Genomic DNA, 18609 nt, shown 5'->3' on the forward strand with positions numbered 1-18609 from the left:
AAAGAAAGGAGATCTGTTTTGAAAAATCTTTACAAAATCATGTTGTTAGCAAGCTTTTATTTCATCCTTTTAACGGGGTGCTCAGAGCCTCCAAAACCTGAGGATACATTAAAGAAATACACGGCTTTATGGCAAAAAAACGATTTTGAGAATATGTATGAAATGCTAGATTCAGAGTCTAAGAAAAAAATCTCAAAAGAAGACTTCGTAAAACGCTACAGTGATATATATGGCGGCATAGAAGCTGAAAATCTAGAGGTGGAATTGAAGCCCTCCAAAGACAAAAAAGAGGGAGAAAGCGAGAAAGCGAGTCTTTCTTATTCGGTTAAGATGGATACACTCGCTGGACCGATTGAATATACGCATCAAATGAAGATGAATCTAGAGGAAACGAAGGATTCTGAAGCTTGGAAAATGCAATGGAACACGTCGCACATCTTTCCTGAAATGGAGGAAGGCGACCGGATTTCAGCGTCAAGCATTTCTCCTAAAAGAGGTGCGATTTTAGATCGAGAAGGAAATCCTTTAGCATTTAACGGAACAGCGTATGAAGTTACGATTGTTCCGCAAGAATTGCCAAAAAACGAGAGCAAAACGATTGAACCTTTAGCAAAAATTTTAGGAATGACACCGGAAGAAATACAGGAAAAAATAGATCAGCCTTGGGTGAAGCCAGACTACGGCGTGCCAATAAAGAAAATGGAGACGGATAATCCGAAGATACATGATGCGGTCAAATTAGAGGGTGTGAAATCTCCGAAAAGTGAAACACGTATTTATCCGCTGAAGGAAGCGGCTGCGCATCTTACCGGCTATATCGGTCCAGTTAGCGCGGATGATCTGAAAAGGTTAAAAGGAAAGGGATACACCTCGCAAGACTGGGTCGGAAAAGCAGGTCTTGAACAGGTGTACGAGGAACAGCTGCGTGGAAAATCAGGCGGCATTATCAAAATTTTAACAAGTGATAAGGAAGAAAAAGTAGTCTTGGCGGAAAAAGAAGTCGTAAATGGGGAGGACGTTAAAACCACAATCAAAGCCCAAGTTCAGCAGTCCATCTATTCACAGCTCAAAGGAGATGTGGGTACAGCATCCGCTATCCATCCAAAAACCGGTGAAGTGCTCGCACTCGTGAACAGTCCGTCTTACAATCCGAACGAGTATACGCTTGGGATTTCAGGAGAAACAAGGAAAAAGTGGGCGAATGATCCGAAGAAGCCTAAAATGAACCGCTTTAAATACACATACGCACCAGGTTCCACACTTAAACCGGTAACGGCGGCAATCGGTCTGGAGAACGGAACTCTGGATCCGAATGATGTTATGAAAGTGAACGGGAAAACGTGGAAGAAGGGTGAGTCGTGGGGGAACTACCACGTAACCCGAGTAAGTGCAGTGCCTAGTGTTAACCTTGAAAAAGCGTTAATATACTCTGATAACATTTACTTTGCGCAAGAGGCTCTAGATTTAGGACAGGAACAATTTGTAAGTGGATTAAAGAAATTTGGATTTGGAGAAGAGGTTCCAGTCTCGTTCCCATTTGAAAAATCTACAATTGGAGAGGAAGGAATGACTGAGGTCCAGCTAGCTGACAGCGGGTACGGCCAGGGGAAAATTCAAATGAGTGCACTTCACGTAGGACTTTCCTATACGCCGTTTTTAAATAACGGAAACTTGTTAGCGCCAAAACTGGATCAATCCAAAACTGATCCAGCCAACTGGAAAGAAAATGTGATCTCGCCTGAAACCGCAAAAATCATTCGTGAAGACCTTATTAAAGTTGTTACGAGCTCAAACGGAACGGCACATGAGGCATATATGCCAAAGCTGCCTCTTGCCGGAAAGACCGGAACAGCTGAACTCAAGAAAAGTAAAGAAGACAAAAACGGCATGGAGCTCGGCTGGTTTGTCGCTTATAACACAGAGGATCCGTCACTTCTTGTTACCATGATGATTGAGGATGTAAAAGGAAGAGGCGGCAGTCACTATCTCGTGCCAAAAGTGAAGAAGGTGTTTGAAGAAAACTTTCTATCGCAATAACGAGATGGGGACAGACCCCATACAAATACAAAACAGCTAAAATTCCATCTGGGGTGGACAGGGAAAATTAAAAGAGGTATTACAACCTTTTGTTGTAATACCTCCATTCTTATAATCTGTCTTTTACTTGTGAATATAAGGTATTTCTTCTTGCTTCTTTTTCGTTCTCATACTGTGTTTTGAACTCTGCAGCATGTTTTGTATCAAAGCCGTTTCTCTTTAGGTCGTTCTTAAGAGCGGAATAGATGGTGTTAAATGTTTGATCGGTTTTAGCCTCAAGGTTTTCACCTGCAGATTTATATTTCGATACAAAGTAGCCGATTCTAATTTTTTCACCGTTCGCTTTTTTTGTACTGTATTCTGATTGTGCATGTCCAACAAGAGCAGAAAGTCTACCGTTTGCTTGTGATTGCAAGGATTGAAATACAGGACGATAATTATTTTTTATTTGTTGTACGGTTACCTTTTGAGGTTTTGGCTGCGAATGATTATTAGGGTGAGTAGAAGAAGTTGGCTGTGTCGATGCCGTTGCGCTTTCTGGTTCGTTTTCTGTAGAAGAGGCAGATGGTTTTTGATTTGAATTAGAATCAGAATCAGTATCAGTGCTTGAATCATCGCTGTCTGTCGAAGTGTTTTCAGAAGGTGGAACTGGTTCATCTGTTGTAGCACTGTCGCTAGGAAGATCAATCTTGTATTCTTCCTCCGTAATCTCGGTAACTTTTTTATCTGCGGTGTCGTATGTTTTCACATTTATTATGTAGTAAACATATCCGCCGACACTTGCAGCGATAAGACCCAAGGCCAGAATTGAATATAGTAAGGTTTTTTTCATTAAAATCCTCCGATTTTATTATTTTAGAAAATCATCTTAATTTTACCATCAAATTCCTATATAAACAATTCAATTTTACAAACAATTGACGTATTAAGCATGAAACGATAGCATGAAATGTGGGTATTTCGCCCATAATGGTATACATATGTCCTGATTAAAGGAGAGAATTTACGAATGGCTGATAAAGTAAAAGTAATGACGATCTTTGGTACAAGACCGGAAGCAATTAAGATGGCACCGCTTGTATTGGAGTTAGAAAAATATAATGAACAGATTGAATCCGTTGTAACGGTAACGGCTCAGCACCGTGAAATGCTGGATCAAGTTCTTGAGATTTTTGGTGTAACACCAGATCATGATTTAAATATCATGAAAGAGCGTCAATCTTTAAGCGAAGTGACGACTCGTGCACTTCAAGGGTTAGATAAAATCATGCAGGACGAGAAGCCTGACGTTGTTCTTGTGCATGGTGACACGACGACGACTTTTGTTGCGAGTCTTGCAGCACTTTATAACAAAATTGCAGTTGGACACGTTGAAGCAGGACTTCGTACTTGGAATAAATATTCTCCGTATCCGGAGGAAATGAACCGTCAGTTAACAGGAGTTATTTCAGACTTGAACTTTGCGCCGACTGAAACAGCTGCAAAAAACTTACTTAATGAAAATAAGCCAGGCGACAGCATTTATGTAACAGGGAATACCGCAATTGATGCGCTGAAGACAACTGTAAAAGATGATTACTCTCATGAAGTTCTTGAGAAGTTAGGTGATGATCGATTAATCCTGTTAACCGCTCACCGTCGTGAAAACCTGGGTGATCCAATGCGCAACATGTTCCGTGCAATCAAGCGTCTAGTTAACGAACATGACGATATACAAGTGGTTTATCCTGTGCATTTAAACCCAGCTGTACGTGAAGTGGCAGATGAAATCCTAAAAGGGGATAGCCGCATTCATTTGATCGAGCCTCTTGGAGTTGTTGATTTCCATAACTTCGCATCACGAGCTCATATTATTCTAACGGACAGCGGCGGCGTACAAGAAGAAGCACCTTCACTTGGTGTTCCGGTTCTAGTGCTTCGTGACACAACGGAGCGTCCAGAAGGAATCGATGCAGGTACATTGAAGCTTGCTGGTACAGACGAAGAGACAATCTATGGACTGGCGAAGGAACTGCTTACGGACGACGCAGCATATGAAGCGATGTCTAAAGCATCTAATCCATATGGTGACGGGGAAGCGAGCCGTAGAATTGTAGAAGCGATTCTGCATTACTTCGGTAAATCAACAGAGCGTCCGGATACGTTCCAAGTTCTGTAGTACAAAAGTAGGGGACAGACCCCATACAAATACAAAACAACAAAACCTCCACGTCAGGCGGACACATCCGCTGACGTGGAGGTTTTTTCATTGCTCTTTATTCTATAAGGTCTATTTTAATCTTACAACGCTTTTAAACTTCTATTTATTTATCACCACTGCATTCTTACTTGCATCCCACTTCACATCGGCACCGAAGGCTTCTGACAGGAATCGAAGCGGGACGACGATGCGGTTATTGATGCTGATTGGTGCTGAATCGAGCGCCTTGTTCACTCCATTTATTTTGGCGATATTTGATAAATATTTAAACTCTACTGTTGTTCCATCCAGCTCTGCTTTAACCGTTTCAGTCGCAGCATCCCATTCTACTTTTGCGCCTAATGTTTCACCTATTCCTCTTAATGGAGCCAGTGTTCTACCGTCGATGGCAACTGCTGGCTGATCATAATTCTGCATAACTCCGTTCACCATCACATCGATCTCATGCAGCTTTTCATTTCTAGCATATAAATAACTATCAATCTCAGATGTTGGTCCCATTACGATCAAAGGTTTTTTCTTGGAATCCATCCAGCTAAGCAGTGTTTTCATGTTCGTTTCAGAAACGGCTACACAGCCAGCTGTAGCTGAGGTGGAACCTTTCCACATGTGAAGAAAGATCGCGCTTCCTTTCCCAGCCACAATCGGGTTTTCATTGTATTTAATAACAGCGCCATACTTGTACAATGGATGGTTCATTCTCTCAAACGACTTCCAGCGAGAGTAAGGATTCCCGCTAAAATAAATCCACTTGTTGTATTCAGGAGAAGTTACGTCATCTACCCAATAATCATAAGAGGTGGTTTGACGGTAGGGGTACTTGCTGTCAGCGGGTTTCGCTGCCCAGCCAAATCCAAGCCCCATATTGTAGATTCCAGTCGGTGATGCGCCGCCGCCTTCTTTCATAACTTGTGCAAATCCGTTATACCCTAACATCGCTGGCATATCGCCAAACACATTCATCCAGACTCCGTTCACTTTTTCATATGTAGAAAGTTTTGCGTATTTTGTGTCCCAGCCGTTTGCTTCCACAATCATCATCTGAGATTCGTTAAAAAACTTACTGGATATGAGTTTTTGCCGTGGAAATTCCCCAGCAGAAGCTGGTTTAGCAAAAATACTCAGCAATAATACTAAGGCTGCTCCACCCATCAACAATCTTTTTTTCATTATTTCACCCTCTTTTATCTTTTTCCTTAATCGTAACGAAATCTTTTAATGCTCGCCAGTACGAAAAGTCCTTATAATCTTTTGAATATAACCCATTTTTTGAGGTGTGTGAAAACGATAACGAAAACTAACAAAATAGAGTAAATATAGTAATGCTGCAGTTGATTCTCAGAGAGTATTGTAACTGGGATGTAAGACAGAGTGAAAATTAATGTTATGTATAGAACTTGGATCTTAAGTGTAATAACCGAATAAATTGAAGCAATTACAGGTGCAACCGTCAACAGAAAAAGTAAAGCTAATTCTGAAACATGATATGAAAAAGGATAATGTGAGGATAGAAACTTCTGAATGGAAGGGTTCAAGAGATAAATTGAAAAAGAAGAAATTACGAAAATACTTAACCAGCACAAAAAATAAATAATCTTTTTCAAGACCGTACCCTCCTGTATAATTTTATATATATAACCATTTTATATAAAACCACTTAGAAAATAAATTCTAAAAGGAGTCTTTTATGGGATACATCCATGATTTACGAAAACTAGTAGGTACACGGCCGATCATAATGGTCGGAGCAAATGTAATTTTGCTTAACAAGAATAATGAAGTTCTTATGCAACTAAGAACAGACAATCAAACGTGGGGATTAGCTGGAGGAGCTATAGAGCCAGGTGAACGCTTAGAGGAAGCTGCCAAAAGAGAGCTTCATGAAGAAACGGGTCTAATTGCAAAACAGCTCACATTTTTCAACATCTTTTCCGGAGAAGAGTTTTATTACAAATATCCTCATGGAGATGAAGTGTACAATGTCATTACATCTTATATTTGCAGGGAATATGAAGGGAATCTGAAAGTGGATGAACACGAGGTTCGAGCTCTTCAATTCTTCCCGCTTAACGAACTTCCTTCTAACATTAATCCTGTAGAAATTCCTATCATCCAGAAATTTCTCTCTGCACAAAAAGAGCTGCAAACCAAATAAAAGCCCCGCCAAATAGGCAGGGCCTTCTCCATATCAATACACGACTTCATCATCTTTATTTTTATCTTTCTTCTCTTGCTCTTCACGTTCTTTTTTATCAGAAAGGTCAAAGTCATACATCGTAGAGTATAGGGTTCCGTTATTATAGAGGATAGCAACTGTGTCAAAATTGTTCTTCTCCATAAAATCAACAACAGACCGATCCTGGTTATAACGAATATCGTAGAAAGTGGTTTGATAATAATGCTGGCTCATAAGCTGAGTTAACGGGTTCGCATAAGAATCCTTCAAGATCAGCAGCTTCTTGCCTTCGTCCTTTTTAGCTGGATTGATAACGTTAAATTCACGCATATCTCCAGTAAAAACCGTACCATAATCCACGAGTTCACCTTCTGCAGAAAGTCCTTTTCCGTAGATCTTATCCCACGTTGTTTTTGTTTCCTTTGCAACTGGACCAAGATAAAGTTCAAACGTTGAAAGGTCATATTCATTAGACTCAATATGGCAGATCTTTTCACGATCCAGATCAATCATGCCATACAGCTGCTTGTTGTAGCCGCCCATGAACTTTTTGTGATCATAACAGGTTTTCTTGTACAGCTTTTCATCAATCATACCATCTGTGTAATGTTCCGATTGTTTAGCCAGCGATTCGCGGATAAGCTTGTATCCTTCATAAGCTCCGGACATGTTCCAATGGTGATCTGATACAAAATAAAGATCTTTCAATTGCTCTTGATCGAACTTTTCACGGAAAGGCTTAGACAGGTCCACGACATGCATCGGTTCTTGCGGAAAACGTGACAAAACATAATCTTTGTTCGTTTCAGTCAAGTTCATCGCCGCATATGATGGATACGGAACGTCAAATACGTTTTTTCGGTCAGGCAAAGAGAAGTAGAACAACTCAACGCCTTTTTTTGCTGTATACTCATTGAATTCTTTCATTGATGTGATTGACTTATCAAAGCTTTCTTTCGAGAATTCAGTAACGGGCTGCGGGAATACCCAGCGGTCATCCGTAATGAAATATTTATAGATATAAGTCTGGTCGGTCATCTTTTGCCAATTTAGATACATCTTGATCCATTCATCACGGTTAATGAATTGATCGGTAAAATAACTTTCATATTCTTTTGCAAAAGTACCATCAGCTAGTTTTCCGATCTTCACTTCAGGTTCTTCTGCTAAAACTCGATTCTCATAATACGATTCTTTTTTATCTGGTGCGTAAGCCATATAAATGCTCATACCAAAAATGAAGGCTAAGAAACACACAGAAAGAAAGATATTACTTATAGATTTCATTTTTCCCCTCCTCACTTCACTAGAATCTGAAATAGATAAATGGATTATAGGTTGAATTCACAAGGAACATGGTAACGAGCAGTAATAAGCCCATATAAAATACTGGGCTAACGATTGGAACAGCCCATCTGCCCATGAAGTTATCCTCGCGATAGAATGTACTTTTCAACCAATCGAACACAGGCATGCTAAACAGGATACCTAGTACAAACACATAACCGTAATCATTCAAGTATAAAAGCGTAGAATTATCGATGGCCTGAATTCCGTTAAAGCCAAATAACGTTTGAATGTATTTGTACGAGTAGCCAAAGCTATCAGCCCGGAAGAAGACCCACCCGATCATTACAAGGAGTAACACATACATGTGCTGGAACGGTCTCCACATTTTTTGTAGGAGCTTCTCAAGTCCAAGACGCTCTAAGCTGATAATAATTGCGTAGTAAAACCCCCACGCTAAAAATGTCCAGCTTGCACCGTGCCAGAAACCTGTGATAGTCCATACAATGAGTAAGTTTCGATACGTTTTCCAAGGACCATTTCGATTCCCCCCAAGTGGAATATATACATAATCACGGAACCAGCTTCCAAGAGAAATATGCCATCTTCTCCAAAATTCAGAAATGCTTCGAGAAATGTAGGGGAAGTTAAAGTTTTCTAAGAAATTAAAACCGAACATGTGACCAAGTCCAATAGCCATATCACTGTAACCGGAAAAATCGAAGTAAATCTGCAGCGTATATGCGATTATTCCAAGCCATGCAGTCGCTGAGCTCATATCCCCTGGATTCATAGCAAAAAGAATATCAGCAAGCTCTCCCATCGGGTTAGCAATCAATATTTTTTTAGCTAGACCAATAATAAATCTGCGAACTCCTCTTGAAAAAAGATCCATGCTATGTACGCGACTTTTGATTTCATCAGCGACTGTGTTGTAACGGATGATAGGACCGGCGACGAGTTGTGGAAAAAGAGCGATATAAAGAGCTAGATCATAAATGTTCGTTTGTACTGCGGTATCTTTTCGATAAACGTCAATCAAATAACTAAGCGCATGGAAAGTGAAAAATGAGATACCTATCGGCAACGGCAAAGGTTCGTTTTCAATCGATAAGTTAAACAGATTGTTTATATTATCAATTAAGAAGTTGCTGTACTTGAAATAGCCTAAGATTCCTATGTTAACAATAACCGCTAAAGCTACCGTCAACTTTTTATAGGTAATCTGATTACGATACTTATTTATCATCATTCCAAATACATAGTTCAGTACGATGGAAAAGAGCATGAGGAGGACGTATTCTGGTTCACCCCAGGCATAAAATATTAAACTAGCGAGCAATAAAATAAAGTTTCTAAACCTGTTAGGCAGCAAAAAGTAGGCTGCTAAAACAATAGGTAGAAACATGAATAAAAAAACTAAATTACTAAAAACCATTAAATTTCCCTCTTTTTTATAAAAGTTGGTATATAAAGATAATTTTCGACATATTTTTACTGCCGTTTATGATTTTACCATAAGCAGTAAATTTTTAAAGGGGTTTTACAAGAACTTTTAATGAAGTGAAGTTTCATAAAATTACATAAATCTACTAAATTAATAATAAATTTACAAGAAAACACTTCCATTATGAATCTATGAATATATAATTATATTTGGTAATTCAAAATATTTGTAATTTGGGGGATGAAGATGTCGAAAAAACCATTTTCAAAAGTTAGCCGAACGATGTTAGCCACTACGATGGCTCTTTCTGTATTAGCTGCACCAATCACTTGGAAGGATGTAGTGAATGCCGAAGAACCAATTAAATTTACAGATGTGAAACAATCCCATTGGGCAAACAAAGTCATCCATGAATTAGCAAATGAAGGATTAGTTGCAGGTATTGGCGGAAACAAGTTTGGTCCAGAGCTTGAATTGACGCGTGCTCAATTTATCGTAATCATTACACGTGCATTGGATCTGCCGGCGACTGAAGAAAAGACACCATTTACAGACGTACCGGCTTGGGCTGCGAATGATATAGCAAACGCTTATGCTGCAGGTCTTGTTAAAGGAACAACAGAAACAAAACTTGATCCGAATAAAACATTAACGCGCGAAGAAATGATCACAATGCTTGTTCGAGCATATGAGCATCACTTAGGCGCAAAAGTAGAATCTACAGAAACACCTGACTATAAAGATATGAATCAAGTAAGTTCTTGGGCGAAAGAAGTTGTAAGTGTTGCTGTTGAACATGGCTTGATCAACGGAAAAACAGAAACGACTCTAGCTCCTAAAGATATTACAGTTCGTGCAGAGGGTGCAGCTGTTATTCATAACTTGCTTAAAAGTTCATTAGTATCTGTTCAGTTATTAGGAATCAATGATTTCCACGGGCAGATCAATAAGTACACAAAAGTTGGGGATAAAATGGCTGGTGGAGCTGAATACTTAGCAGCTTATTTAAGACAGCATGAAGCAGAAAACCCAGAGAATACATTAAAAGTTTCTGCAGGCGATTCTGTAGGGGCGAGTGCACCAGCATCAGCTCTTCTGCAGGACGAACCAACTATTGACATTATGAATACATTAGACTTTAACGTTAGTACTTTAGGAAACCACGAGTTTGATGAAGGTGTAGACGAAATGCTTCGTTTAATCTTCGGTGGTGAGCATGAAGCAACTGGTGACTTTGCTGGAGCAGACTTCCCATATGTGGCAGCTAACGTTATTGAAGACGAAACAGGTGAACTGCTTCTTGATCCTTACGTAGTTTACGAAGTAGGTGGAGTAGAAGTTGGATTTATCGGTGTTGTTACAACTGAAACACCAAGCATCGTTATTCCAAGCGGTGTTGAAGGAGTAAGCTTCACTGATGAAGTGGAAGCGATCAACAAATATGCTGCTGAACTAAAAGAGCAAGGTGTAGAATCCATTGTTGTTCTTTCTCACAACCCTGCCGAGTCTAATGTTGATGGAACAAACGCAAAAGGCGAAGTTATCGAAATGGCAAATACCGTTGATGATGAAGTTGACGTGATCTACGCAGGACACAACCATAAATACACAAATACAGTAGTAGATAATAAATTAATCGTGCAGTCTTTCTCTGCTGGTACTGCATTTTCTGATATCGACTTGTTAATAAACAAGAAAACAGGAGATATTGTGAAAAAATCAGCGGAGATTATTACTACGTTCCATGAGGGTATTGAACCAGATGCAGAAATTAAAGCAATGGTAGATGCTGCTTACGATAAAGTAAAAGACCAGTTGAGCAAAGTGATTGGAGATGCTCCAAACGGTATTAGTTATACGAAAAACGATCATGGAGAGATTCCAATGGGTAATTTAATTGCTGACTCTATGATTGCTGAAACAGGAACTGAATTCGCGTTTATGAACTCAGGCGGAGTTCGTGCACCTATCGATGCTGGAGAAATTACATGGGAAGATGCATTTACGGTGCAACCTTTTGGTAATGACTTGGTTACGATGGACCTAACAGGAGAGCAAGTTGTTGAGTTATTAAACCAACAATGGTCTACTGGTCGTGAGAAGATTCTTCAAATCGCAGGCTTGACTGTTTCTTACACTTCCGAAGATGTTGGAAACGGAGTATTTGAGGGGGAAGTACTTTCAGTAAAATTACCAGATGGCAGTGAAATCGATCCGGAAGAAACATACAGCGTAACTGTAAACAGCTTCATGGCTGGTGGTGGAGATGGCTATACTGTATTACTTGAAGGTCAGAACAGTAAAGTAGGAATTACAGACCTGGATGCTTTAATCAAGCATATTGAAAACTTAAAAACAGTTGACCCGCAAATTGAAAACCGCATCACAAAAGTAACAGAATAGTACTTGGGGACAGACCCCATACAAATACAAAACCACTAATTTTGTCCACCAGGAAAGGACATGGCTAATGCCGTATTCTTCTCCTGGTGGTTTTTTTATTCACTTTTTTCTCTTAAAAGAGGAGTCGACGCAGACAGAACGAAATATAAGTAATATCTTTATCTAAAGAAACCATGTAAACTGTAAGGAATTAATTACGATAATAATTAAGCAATGAATAACTATAATAAATGGAGGTGTTACCGATGAATCTATTCTCATCAATAACAGAAGAGAGTTTCTCCTATCTTGTAAACGATTATGGATTTTTAGAACCGGTCTCAACTGATGGGAGCTGGAAGACAACCTTCTTGTACGTAAACGATCGAATTGGAATCGAAATTGAACTTAACTATAGGGACATGGATGCTTTTGTTTTTATAATGAAGTTAGAAAACGGTAAGCTGCCTGATCATGAAGAAGAGCCAGTGAAAAGTCACCTGGAAGATCTCATTAATGTTCAGCGAACAAAGAGTAACGGGGACCAGACAACGATTGAACAGTTTGAAAAGGGGATCTCAAGAAAATCGGAACTGCTAAAGCACAACATTGGAGGAATTATTAAGAAAAGTAGGGTAATTCTTAATTAAAAGGGGAGCTGCATTGAGCAGTTCCCCTTTTAATTATTAATCATCATCAACTTCATTTTCATCTTTTGAATAAGGTAATTCAAAATTTTGAACATATATGTTTCCATTAGCGTAGTCAATAAACAGACTCCACTCCCAGTGTGCATTTAATCGTTTGTAGATTGGGAGCCAGAACTCAACACGTTTTCTTTCAATTTCTTCAACCATTTTATACATTTCTTTAAAATCTGCAAATGAAACTTGTGCTTGAATGTGGTTAGATAGCCGTTCTAATGTACCCATTTTTATATCAATTTCCTTTAATACTTCTCTTTCTTTCTCAGTCGCTTTTCCAATGATCGTACCATCCACTGGTTTCGAATCATATATATTCCCCAATCCCATTGCCCCCTTTGTATTTTTACTTCTATCCTCAAAGTTGTAGCTCAAGTGATCATTGCTAACATAAACTTCTCCGTTCGTGCTCATATCAATAGGTACTAGTGTTTTAACTTTTGTATAATCCCCGATCTTAATTGCAAAATCTATTAGGTCAATTTTATGTAACTCAGTAATTTTTATTAGCTCAAAATAGTTTGGACAAAGTTGTTTCATTCTTTGTTCCACTTTTTCATTTACCTCGGAATCAATCCACTGGGGGAGATAATCTTCATAAGCCTCTTGAGGCAAAACACCAATAATGGTTCCATCCACAATCTCCATGGCTGGAATTCTAGTATTCAATATTGCACCTCCAATTTAGTTATTATAATTATGTTACCATATATTGTTTATTCGGAAATACAATGAAATTACATTTTAAGAGCTAAAAAGGGTTCCAATTTTCTAAAAAATATTGTAAAATAATTTGAATATTAGGTTTCGTTTTATCGGAATTAGGGAAGGAGAGTATATTTGGGGATGAGACATATTACATCAGGGTTTGGATTTGCGTTTATCTTCTTAGCGGCACTATTTGCATTAGGACTGTATCAAACAGTGATGGTATGGGGGAATATTAGTTTGGTCATCGACCGAATTCTAGGACTGACTTCAACTTCATTTATTTCTTCCATACTCCTATTCTGGTCGATTACGAGCGCGTTTTGGATCTTAAGCTTAAAAGTTTTAGACATCGCACATAAGACAAAACTGTATAATACCAAAAACGCGATCTTTGGAATGCTGTTCTTGTTCTTTGCAATTCCGTTTGGTATCAGTGCACAAGTGTATCACGTATTAAATATGAATGCAGGGATAACAACCATCACAACATCATTATTCATCATGACGATTTTATCTTTTATCGTTGGATTTGTCTTTAAATTTAGAAAAACAGCACGATAATAACAGTAAAGCTTGCAGAGGAAGGAAACCTCCCCCGCTGCAGGCTTTTTTTATTTTCTGTAAAAATTAGACGAACCATTCAGCATCTTTTAAAATAGAAGTAAGAAAATGAAGCAGGGAGTGTTTAATAATGAACATGCCTTTTACGATGCATACATGTATTTTGACGAATGGTTCTGAAAAAAGAATAGAAGGGAACACCTTCAAACTGGAGATTGTAGGCTATCACCTCTATGTTCTGAACAACCTTCAAACCGTACAAAAAACTGAAAAATCACAGCCAGCTGGTAAGGCAAAAGTAACCGAAATTACATGGAAAGAGAACAAAACTCAGATTACATATGAGCTCGTTGATCTGCATAATGTGAATTAAAAATTACGAGATAAAGGTATCTGCCATTCAGGCGGATACCTTTTTTATGGTTATTGGAGAACTTACTTTTGGCTAAGCTGTTAAAAATATAGAAAAAATGGCTTAGACGTGTATAATGAAGAACGAATGAAGGGAAAAGGAGTATTTTATGAGGTTATATAAAGTTTATCACTGGATTCCAGTACTTTTAATTATAATAGGGGTGTTTTATTCATCCTCACAGCCCTATCAAAAGCAAGACATACGACCAGAAATCAGCAAATATGTGGATCTTGAAAAAGTAGAAAAAAAATATCAAGATGTAAAAATAAATTATGCCGGATCTGAAGTTAGCGTTGAGAAAAAGGGTGCAGCGAATTTTATTGAATTCTTTATTCGAAAAGGTGCTCACTTTACAGTGTTCTTTGCCCTCGGATTCTTCGCATTCCGTGCCTTGCGTATATACGGAAGCACGACCATTAAATCAGCTGTTTTGGCATTTTTGTTGGTAGCAGGATACGCCGCATTCGATGAAACGCATCAAAACTTTACCGAGAACCGTACTCCGCATGTTGAAGATGTCATGATTGATATTGCAGGCGGCATAACGGCAATCGCACTTGCGAGTTTCATTTATCGCAACCGGCCAGTTAAAAAGAAAACCAGCTTTCGGAATGTATAAGGCACCCGGCAGCTGGTTTTTAAAAATTCTTTAATAAATATTCCATGGTTGTAAGCTAATAGAAATAATTTCACCTTCATCATTTGACCTAAACTCATACATATAAGAACCTTCATAATAGGCATGGATTGTGTAACCACGATAGTCATCCATATACATGTTTTCTGCAGGACCGAGTGCATTTAATACTTCATCAACTGTAAATATTGCACGAGTTGGTTCGACGATAATGGATCTAATACTTCTAGGATTAGATTTTAGTTTGAACCAATAATCCCCATACATCCATTGTTCGAATGCTTCTGTTTCAGGGATTCCCGGCCTGAAAATCTTTGGAGTACCTGCAGTGTCTAAAAGAACTCCCACACCGTCTTCCCATGACACCGGGAAGTCTGGAAATTTTCCTTCTCTTAATGTCTCAAGCAACTCAGGCGTTAAATGTTCTTTTGTAAATGCACGGTCTTCAATAAACTCTTTGCCTTCATGAATGTGGATAAGGTTGAATGTGCTATGCCAGTCGACTTTGTAACCAGTCGCTTCTCCAACAAATCGAAGCGGAATAAACGTGTAGTTATTTTTCGCAAAAGGTGCGGCATCTAACTGAACAGCTTTTCCATTGATATATGCTGTTTTACTGCCTAGTGTTAATTTAATCGTAGTGCTATCCTTTTTACCTGTTACTGTTTGAGTACTCTGATCCCAATGCAGTTTAATATCAGCTTCAGCAAAGATTGGTCTCATTTCAACAAAAGTACGGTTGTTTTTAATGATCGGTGCGGTTTCAAAGTTAATTCGTCCGCCTTCCATATATACTTCAATAGGTTTAGCAGCTGCAGCGTTGGCATTAGATACTGGAATCAAACTGGCGATTAAAGCAATCGCAAATAATAACGCAAAACATTTCTTAAACATTTTTCTCCCCCTTTTTTGTTGTCAAATGTATGACGAAGAAGAGATTTAAACAGTTTCAATATTTTGGAAGAAAAATATAATTGGTAAAAAGGTCATGTAGTTAAAAAAAGCTGCCTAGAAGTAGACAGCTTAATAAAGGAGGGAAGGGGTGTCCACTCCACAAATACAAATCAGCGATTTGTATTTGTATGGGGTCTGTCCCCATTTACTTATATGTTATTGCCTGCGAACCCATCTGTGTCCACGCTTCCTCGAATCCTCCACGTTTAGCTTTCGTCGCTACTCCAAGCGGATCATTGAAATACACATAATCCTCATCGTATCCCGTTACAACTACAGAGTGCTCATTCCATGTAATCTGAACTTGTCCACTCGGCGTATTCCAAGTACGGAATTCTGAAATAGGCAGCTTTTGATATTTTGCATTTATGATAATCCATACCGGCTTCCCACCAGACAGTGGTTTTAAGACCGCTTCTTCAAAAGAACCACCGCTTAAATCAAGGACTTTACCAGGTAAATATTCCTCTGCCAATTCAGCAACTGGCTCGTGATAAACACCATAACCCATCTTATCAAAGGTATAGATATCACCAACAAATCCATCATTCGGATTGCCATAATAATATGCACCATTTTCATTTTGATATCGAGTTGTATCTTTCTTCACTTTCTCCGCTAGCTCCATCTTATCAACCTCAACACCCGCATATTGTAAGAGCATCGCAAGGGATGTTACTTCACAGCCCCGGTCAAGCTCAGGCTTCTGCATGATCAGCGGAACACCTGTTATCTTCACTTCATTTTTCGCTTTTACTACTTTCATTGTTGCAGCTACATCATTTTGATTCTCTGCATCCTGCTTTCCAACATTTCTTTGCTCATATGCTGCGTAACCCATACCCATCAAAAAAACGACAACTAATACTAGAAGGATTCTTTTCATCTGTTGGTTTTTCTCCTTGTCTATATATCTTGATAAAGCGTACTATAAACACCTGAATATTACAGCAGTATCCCCATAAAACGGTACAAACGGAAGAACATTTTATGGATAGAGATTTGGAAAATTAGGGAATAGGTAGGATATCGTTGAAATATGTGTACAAAAATAGTAGCATTTACATAAAGTTAATAGTTATGTAATAAAAGTAATACGTGAAAAGGAGGCTAAGATGAAACAACAACTCAAGCCATTAAGTGTATCTCTTCTTATATATAGTGCATTTATAATCCTGATTGGATGGAAACTTACCTGGTTTTCTAATCAGTCAGAAACCCTGTTTTCTCAATATGGAATCATTGAAATGTTTAAACGATTGTTTAATTTTTTTATAAATGATGCTTCATTTTCACCATTACGTGAAGGCATTCTCCTCGTTTCCTTCGGAGCAATCATACTAGTTTCATTTTGGACAATCTTCCTAAAGTTTAGGCAGCAATTAATCGCCTTACTCGTTTTAGATTTCGTTCTTTCTTTTATAATCTTAGCAGATGCCATTTATTTCAGGTATTTCGAAGACTTGATTTCAAGTGCAGTTTTATTACAAATCAAACAAATGAGTTCTCTTGGTAGCTCAGTTGGAGATTTGTTTAGCTGGAAAGACTTCTTGCTTTTTGCAGATGTCCTTCTATTTACTGTTTTATTAATCGTATTCCTCAAAAAGGTACCAATAAAAAAGAACGCAAATCCAGCATTACGCCTAGCCACAGGATTACTGACGGGAGCTGCCGGGGCATGGCTGTTCTTCTATCCGCTTCATGACTTTGTTCAAAAGGGCGGGGCATACCTGTTTGATAAAACACTATCAAGCATGCGTGTATATGAAGTAACCGGACTATTTGGATTTCACGGCTTCGATACATACAAATATTTAGATGAGTATGTATTAAATAAGAAGGAAGTCAGTGCGAAAGAGCGAAAAAATGCGAAGCAATGGTTCGACGATAAAAACAAAGCGCAAGCAGTCCAAACTCCATATCAAGGAAAAGCGGCTGGCAAGAATCTGATTATGGTTCAGCTTGAAGCGTATCAGAGCTTCGTTATCGATAAAAAGGTGAACGGCCAGGAAATCACGCCAAACTTAAACAAGCTGAAAAAAGAATCTCTGTACTTTAATGACATTCACCATCAAACAGCGAGCGGAAGAACGTCTGATGCAGAATTCGCGGCAAAAACATCACTTTTTCCGTTAGCAACAGGATCTGCATATGTCCGATTCCCGCGTAACGAATATGATTCACTTCCGTACATTTTGAAAGAAAACGGCTATGACACAGCTGCTTTCCATGCGTACAAACCAGGATTCTGGAATCGTTATATTGTGTACCCGAACCTTGGTTTTAACGAGTTTCATAGTATTGAAGATTTTGATGAAGGCGAACAGGTAGGATGGGCACTTGGGGATGAAGCATTCCTTACTCAATCTGCAGACAAAATGAAGGACATGAAGGATCCGTTCTATTCTTTCTTGATCGCGCTAACGTCTCACTATCCTTATACGATGCCTGAAAAATATCAAACATTGGATATCGATGATGTGGGGGATGTAAACCTGCGAAATTATCTGCAGTCCGTTCACTATGTGGATCAAGCCGTTGGAACATTCATAGAAAAGCTGAAGAAAGATGGGTTGTGGGAAAATTCCGTTGTTGTTTTCTATGGTGACCATGACACTGGTTATATGCAGTCCAAAACACCTTCAACCATTTTCGCGAATGAAGAGGGAGATCCGCTTGGTGAATTAGAAGTGAAAGACGGAATACCGCTGTTTATGCATGTCCCAGGTGTTGAAGGGAAAGAGATCGACAAAGCCGGTGGACAGATTGATATCATGCCGACACTTCTTCACTTGTTCGGAATGGAAAAAGAGAACTACCATCATATTGGGATCAACTTACTCGATGGCAAAGAAGGTTCCGTTGTTTTCCGTTACGGATCCGTTAAAACGGATAGCTTCTATTATAAGAGTTCCTATGATTTAAAACTGCAGAACGGAACTTGCTACGATATTAATACTCGTCAGACTGTTTCGGTTGATACGTGTAAACCTCTGTATGATACAAGTGTAGAAGAACTTAGTATTTCTGATGATGTGATTTTTGGCAATCTAGTAGAGCAGTGGCATAAAAGTAAAAAGTAACGTTAAAAGCTTTGG

General features: G+C 38.8%; 16 protein-coding genes. 9 read left to right on the forward strand and 7 right to left on the reverse strand.

What is annotated here, in order from left to right:
* The first annotated feature begins 18 nt into the window (after window positions 1–18).
* The gene (locus tag ACFW35_RS02275) at window positions 19–2037 is read left to right on the forward strand and encodes a penicillin-binding transpeptidase domain-containing protein (RefSeq protein ID WP_379843481.1); all 2019 of its coding nucleotides are present in this window, start codon (window positions 19–21) and stop codon (window positions 2035–2037) included.
* Window positions 2038–2146: 109 nt separating this feature from the next.
* On the opposite strand, the gene ACFW35_RS02280 is transcribed toward ACFW35_RS02275, so the two are convergent.
* On the reverse strand, window positions 2147–2869 hold the full coding sequence (locus ACFW35_RS02280; RefSeq protein ID WP_379843482.1) for a hypothetical protein: 723 nt from the start codon (window positions 2867–2869) through the stop codon (window positions 2147–2149).
* Window positions 2870–3046: 177 nt separating this feature from the next.
* Between ACFW35_RS02280 and wecB the strand changes: the two genes are divergently transcribed.
* Window positions 3047–4195, forward strand: a complete 1149-nt coding sequence (gene wecB, locus ACFW35_RS02285) for a non-hydrolyzing UDP-N-acetylglucosamine 2-epimerase (RefSeq protein ID WP_379843484.1) — start codon at window positions 3047–3049, stop codon at window positions 4193–4195.
* Between the two features lie 141 nt (window positions 4196–4336).
* On the opposite strand, the gene ACFW35_RS02290 is transcribed toward wecB, so the two are convergent.
* Entirely contained in the window at window positions 4337–5407 is a 1071-nt protein-coding gene (locus ACFW35_RS02290; RefSeq protein ID WP_379843486.1) for a stalk domain-containing protein, read from the reverse strand.
* A 517-nt stretch (window positions 5408–5924) separates the two neighbouring features.
* Between ACFW35_RS02290 and ACFW35_RS02295 the strand changes: the two genes are divergently transcribed.
* On the forward strand, window positions 5925–6392 hold the full coding sequence (locus ACFW35_RS02295) for an NUDIX hydrolase (RefSeq protein WP_379843487.1): 468 nt from the start codon (window positions 5925–5927) through the stop codon (window positions 6390–6392).
* A gap of 33 nt (window positions 6393–6425) precedes the next feature.
* Here ACFW35_RS02295 and ACFW35_RS02300 read toward each other — a convergent pair whose 3' ends face one another.
* Window positions 6426–7700 carry an alginate O-acetyltransferase AlgX-related protein gene (locus ACFW35_RS02300; RefSeq protein ID WP_379843489.1) on the reverse strand — a complete coding sequence of 425 codons (1275 nt, stop codon included), beginning with the start codon at window positions 7698–7700 and terminating at the stop codon, window positions 6426–6428.
* A 19-nt stretch (window positions 7701–7719) separates the two neighbouring features.
* On the reverse strand, window positions 7720–9138 hold the full coding sequence (locus tag ACFW35_RS02305; protein ID WP_379843491.1) for an MBOAT family O-acyltransferase: 1419 nt from the start codon (window positions 9136–9138) through the stop codon (window positions 7720–7722).
* Window positions 9139–9393: 255 nt separating this feature from the next.
* On the opposite strand from ACFW35_RS02305, the gene ACFW35_RS02310 reads away from it, so the two are divergent.
* Both ACFW35_RS02310 and ACFW35_RS02315 read left to right on the forward strand, forming a co-directional pair.
* Window positions 9394–11550: a 5'-nucleotidase C-terminal domain-containing protein gene (locus ACFW35_RS02310; RefSeq protein WP_379843493.1), complete on the forward strand. Its 2157-nt coding sequence runs from the start codon at window positions 9394–9396 to the stop codon at window positions 11548–11550.
* A gap of 245 nt (window positions 11551–11795) precedes the next feature.
* Window positions 11796–12179: a hypothetical protein gene (locus ACFW35_RS02315; RefSeq protein WP_379843495.1), complete on the forward strand. Its 384-nt coding sequence runs from the start codon at window positions 11796–11798 to the stop codon at window positions 12177–12179.
* A gap of 36 nt (window positions 12180–12215) precedes the next feature.
* Here ACFW35_RS02315 and ACFW35_RS02320 read toward each other — a convergent pair whose 3' ends face one another.
* Entirely contained in the window at window positions 12216–12902 is a 687-nt protein-coding gene (locus ACFW35_RS02320) for a hypothetical protein (RefSeq protein ID WP_379843497.1), read from the reverse strand.
* A 171-nt stretch (window positions 12903–13073) separates the two neighbouring features.
* On the opposite strand from ACFW35_RS02320, the gene ACFW35_RS02325 reads away from it, so the two are divergent.
* From ACFW35_RS02325 to ACFW35_RS02335, 3 genes are all read left to right on the forward strand, one after another.
* Window positions 13074–13505, forward strand: coding sequence for a hypothetical protein (locus ACFW35_RS02325; protein ID WP_379843498.1), 432 nt, complete (start codon window positions 13074–13076; stop codon window positions 13503–13505).
* A 130-nt stretch (window positions 13506–13635) separates the two neighbouring features.
* Entirely contained in the window at window positions 13636–13878 is a 243-nt protein-coding gene (locus tag ACFW35_RS02330; RefSeq protein ID WP_379843500.1) for a DUF2584 family protein, read from the forward strand.
* Window positions 13879–14026: 148 nt separating this feature from the next.
* Window positions 14027–14539: a VanZ family protein gene (locus ACFW35_RS02335; RefSeq protein WP_379843501.1), complete on the forward strand. Its 513-nt coding sequence runs from the start codon at window positions 14027–14029 to the stop codon at window positions 14537–14539.
* Window positions 14540–14569: 30 nt separating this feature from the next.
* Here ACFW35_RS02335 and ACFW35_RS02340 read toward each other — a convergent pair whose 3' ends face one another.
* Both ACFW35_RS02340 and ACFW35_RS02345 read right to left on the reverse strand, forming a co-directional pair.
* Window positions 14570–15451 carry a copper amine oxidase N-terminal domain-containing protein gene (locus tag ACFW35_RS02340; protein ID WP_379843503.1) on the reverse strand — a complete coding sequence of 294 codons (882 nt, stop codon included), beginning with the start codon at window positions 15449–15451 and terminating at the stop codon, window positions 14570–14572.
* A gap of 205 nt (window positions 15452–15656) precedes the next feature.
* Window positions 15657–16397 (reverse strand): C39 family peptidase, encoded by a 741-nt coding sequence (locus ACFW35_RS02345; RefSeq protein WP_379843504.1) that lies wholly within the window; start codon window positions 16395–16397, stop codon window positions 15657–15659.
* A 229-nt stretch (window positions 16398–16626) separates the two neighbouring features.
* On the opposite strand from ACFW35_RS02345, the gene ACFW35_RS02350 reads away from it, so the two are divergent.
* Window positions 16627–18594 (forward strand): LTA synthase family protein, encoded by a 1968-nt coding sequence (locus tag ACFW35_RS02350; protein ID WP_379843506.1) that lies wholly within the window; start codon window positions 16627–16629, stop codon window positions 18592–18594.
* The last annotated feature ends 15 nt before the right edge of the window (window positions 18595–18609 follow it).

Source organism: Fictibacillus sp. NPDC058756 (assembly GCF_042746035.1).
Taxonomy (GTDB): Bacteria; Bacillota; Bacilli; order Bacillales; family Fictibacillaceae; genus Fictibacillus.

Coding starts and splice junctions, on each gene's coding strand:
- ACFW35_RS02330 (WP_379843500.1), top strand. CDS start 13,636: ATGAACATGCCTTTTACGATGCATACATGTATTTTGACGAATGGTTCT.
- wecB (WP_379843484.1), top strand. CDS start 3,047: ATGGCTGATAAAGTAAAAGTAATGACGATCTTTGGTACAAGACCGGAA.
- ACFW35_RS02315 (WP_379843495.1), top strand. CDS start 11,796: ATGAATCTATTCTCATCAATAACAGAAGAGAGTTTCTCCTATCTTGTA.
- ACFW35_RS02290 (WP_379843486.1), bottom strand. CDS start 5,407: ATGAAAAAAAGATTGTTGATGGGTGGAGCAGCCTTAGTATTATTGCTG.
- ACFW35_RS02295 (WP_379843487.1), top strand. CDS start 5,925: ATGGGATACATCCATGATTTACGAAAACTAGTAGGTACACGGCCGATC.
- ACFW35_RS02280 (WP_379843482.1), bottom strand. CDS start 2,869: ATGAAAAAAACCTTACTATATTCAATTCTGGCCTTGGGTCTTATCGCT.
- ACFW35_RS02300 (WP_379843489.1), bottom strand. CDS start 7,700: ATGAAATCTATAAGTAATATCTTTCTTTCTGTGTGTTTCTTAGCCTTC.
- ACFW35_RS02345 (WP_379843504.1), bottom strand. CDS start 16,397: ATGAAAAGAATCCTTCTAGTATTAGTTGTCGTTTTTTTGATGGGTATG.
- ACFW35_RS02305 (WP_379843491.1), bottom strand. CDS start 9,138: ATGGTTTTTAGTAATTTAGTTTTTTTATTCATGTTTCTACCTATTGTT.
- ACFW35_RS02310 (WP_379843493.1), top strand. CDS start 9,394: ATGTCGAAAAAACCATTTTCAAAAGTTAGCCGAACGATGTTAGCCACT.
- ACFW35_RS02340 (WP_379843503.1), bottom strand. CDS start 15,451: ATGTTTAAGAAATGTTTTGCGTTATTATTTGCGATTGCTTTAATCGCC.
- ACFW35_RS02350 (WP_379843506.1), top strand. CDS start 16,627: ATGAAACAACAACTCAAGCCATTAAGTGTATCTCTTCTTATATATAGT.
- ACFW35_RS02335 (WP_379843501.1), top strand. CDS start 14,027: ATGAGGTTATATAAAGTTTATCACTGGATTCCAGTACTTTTAATTATA.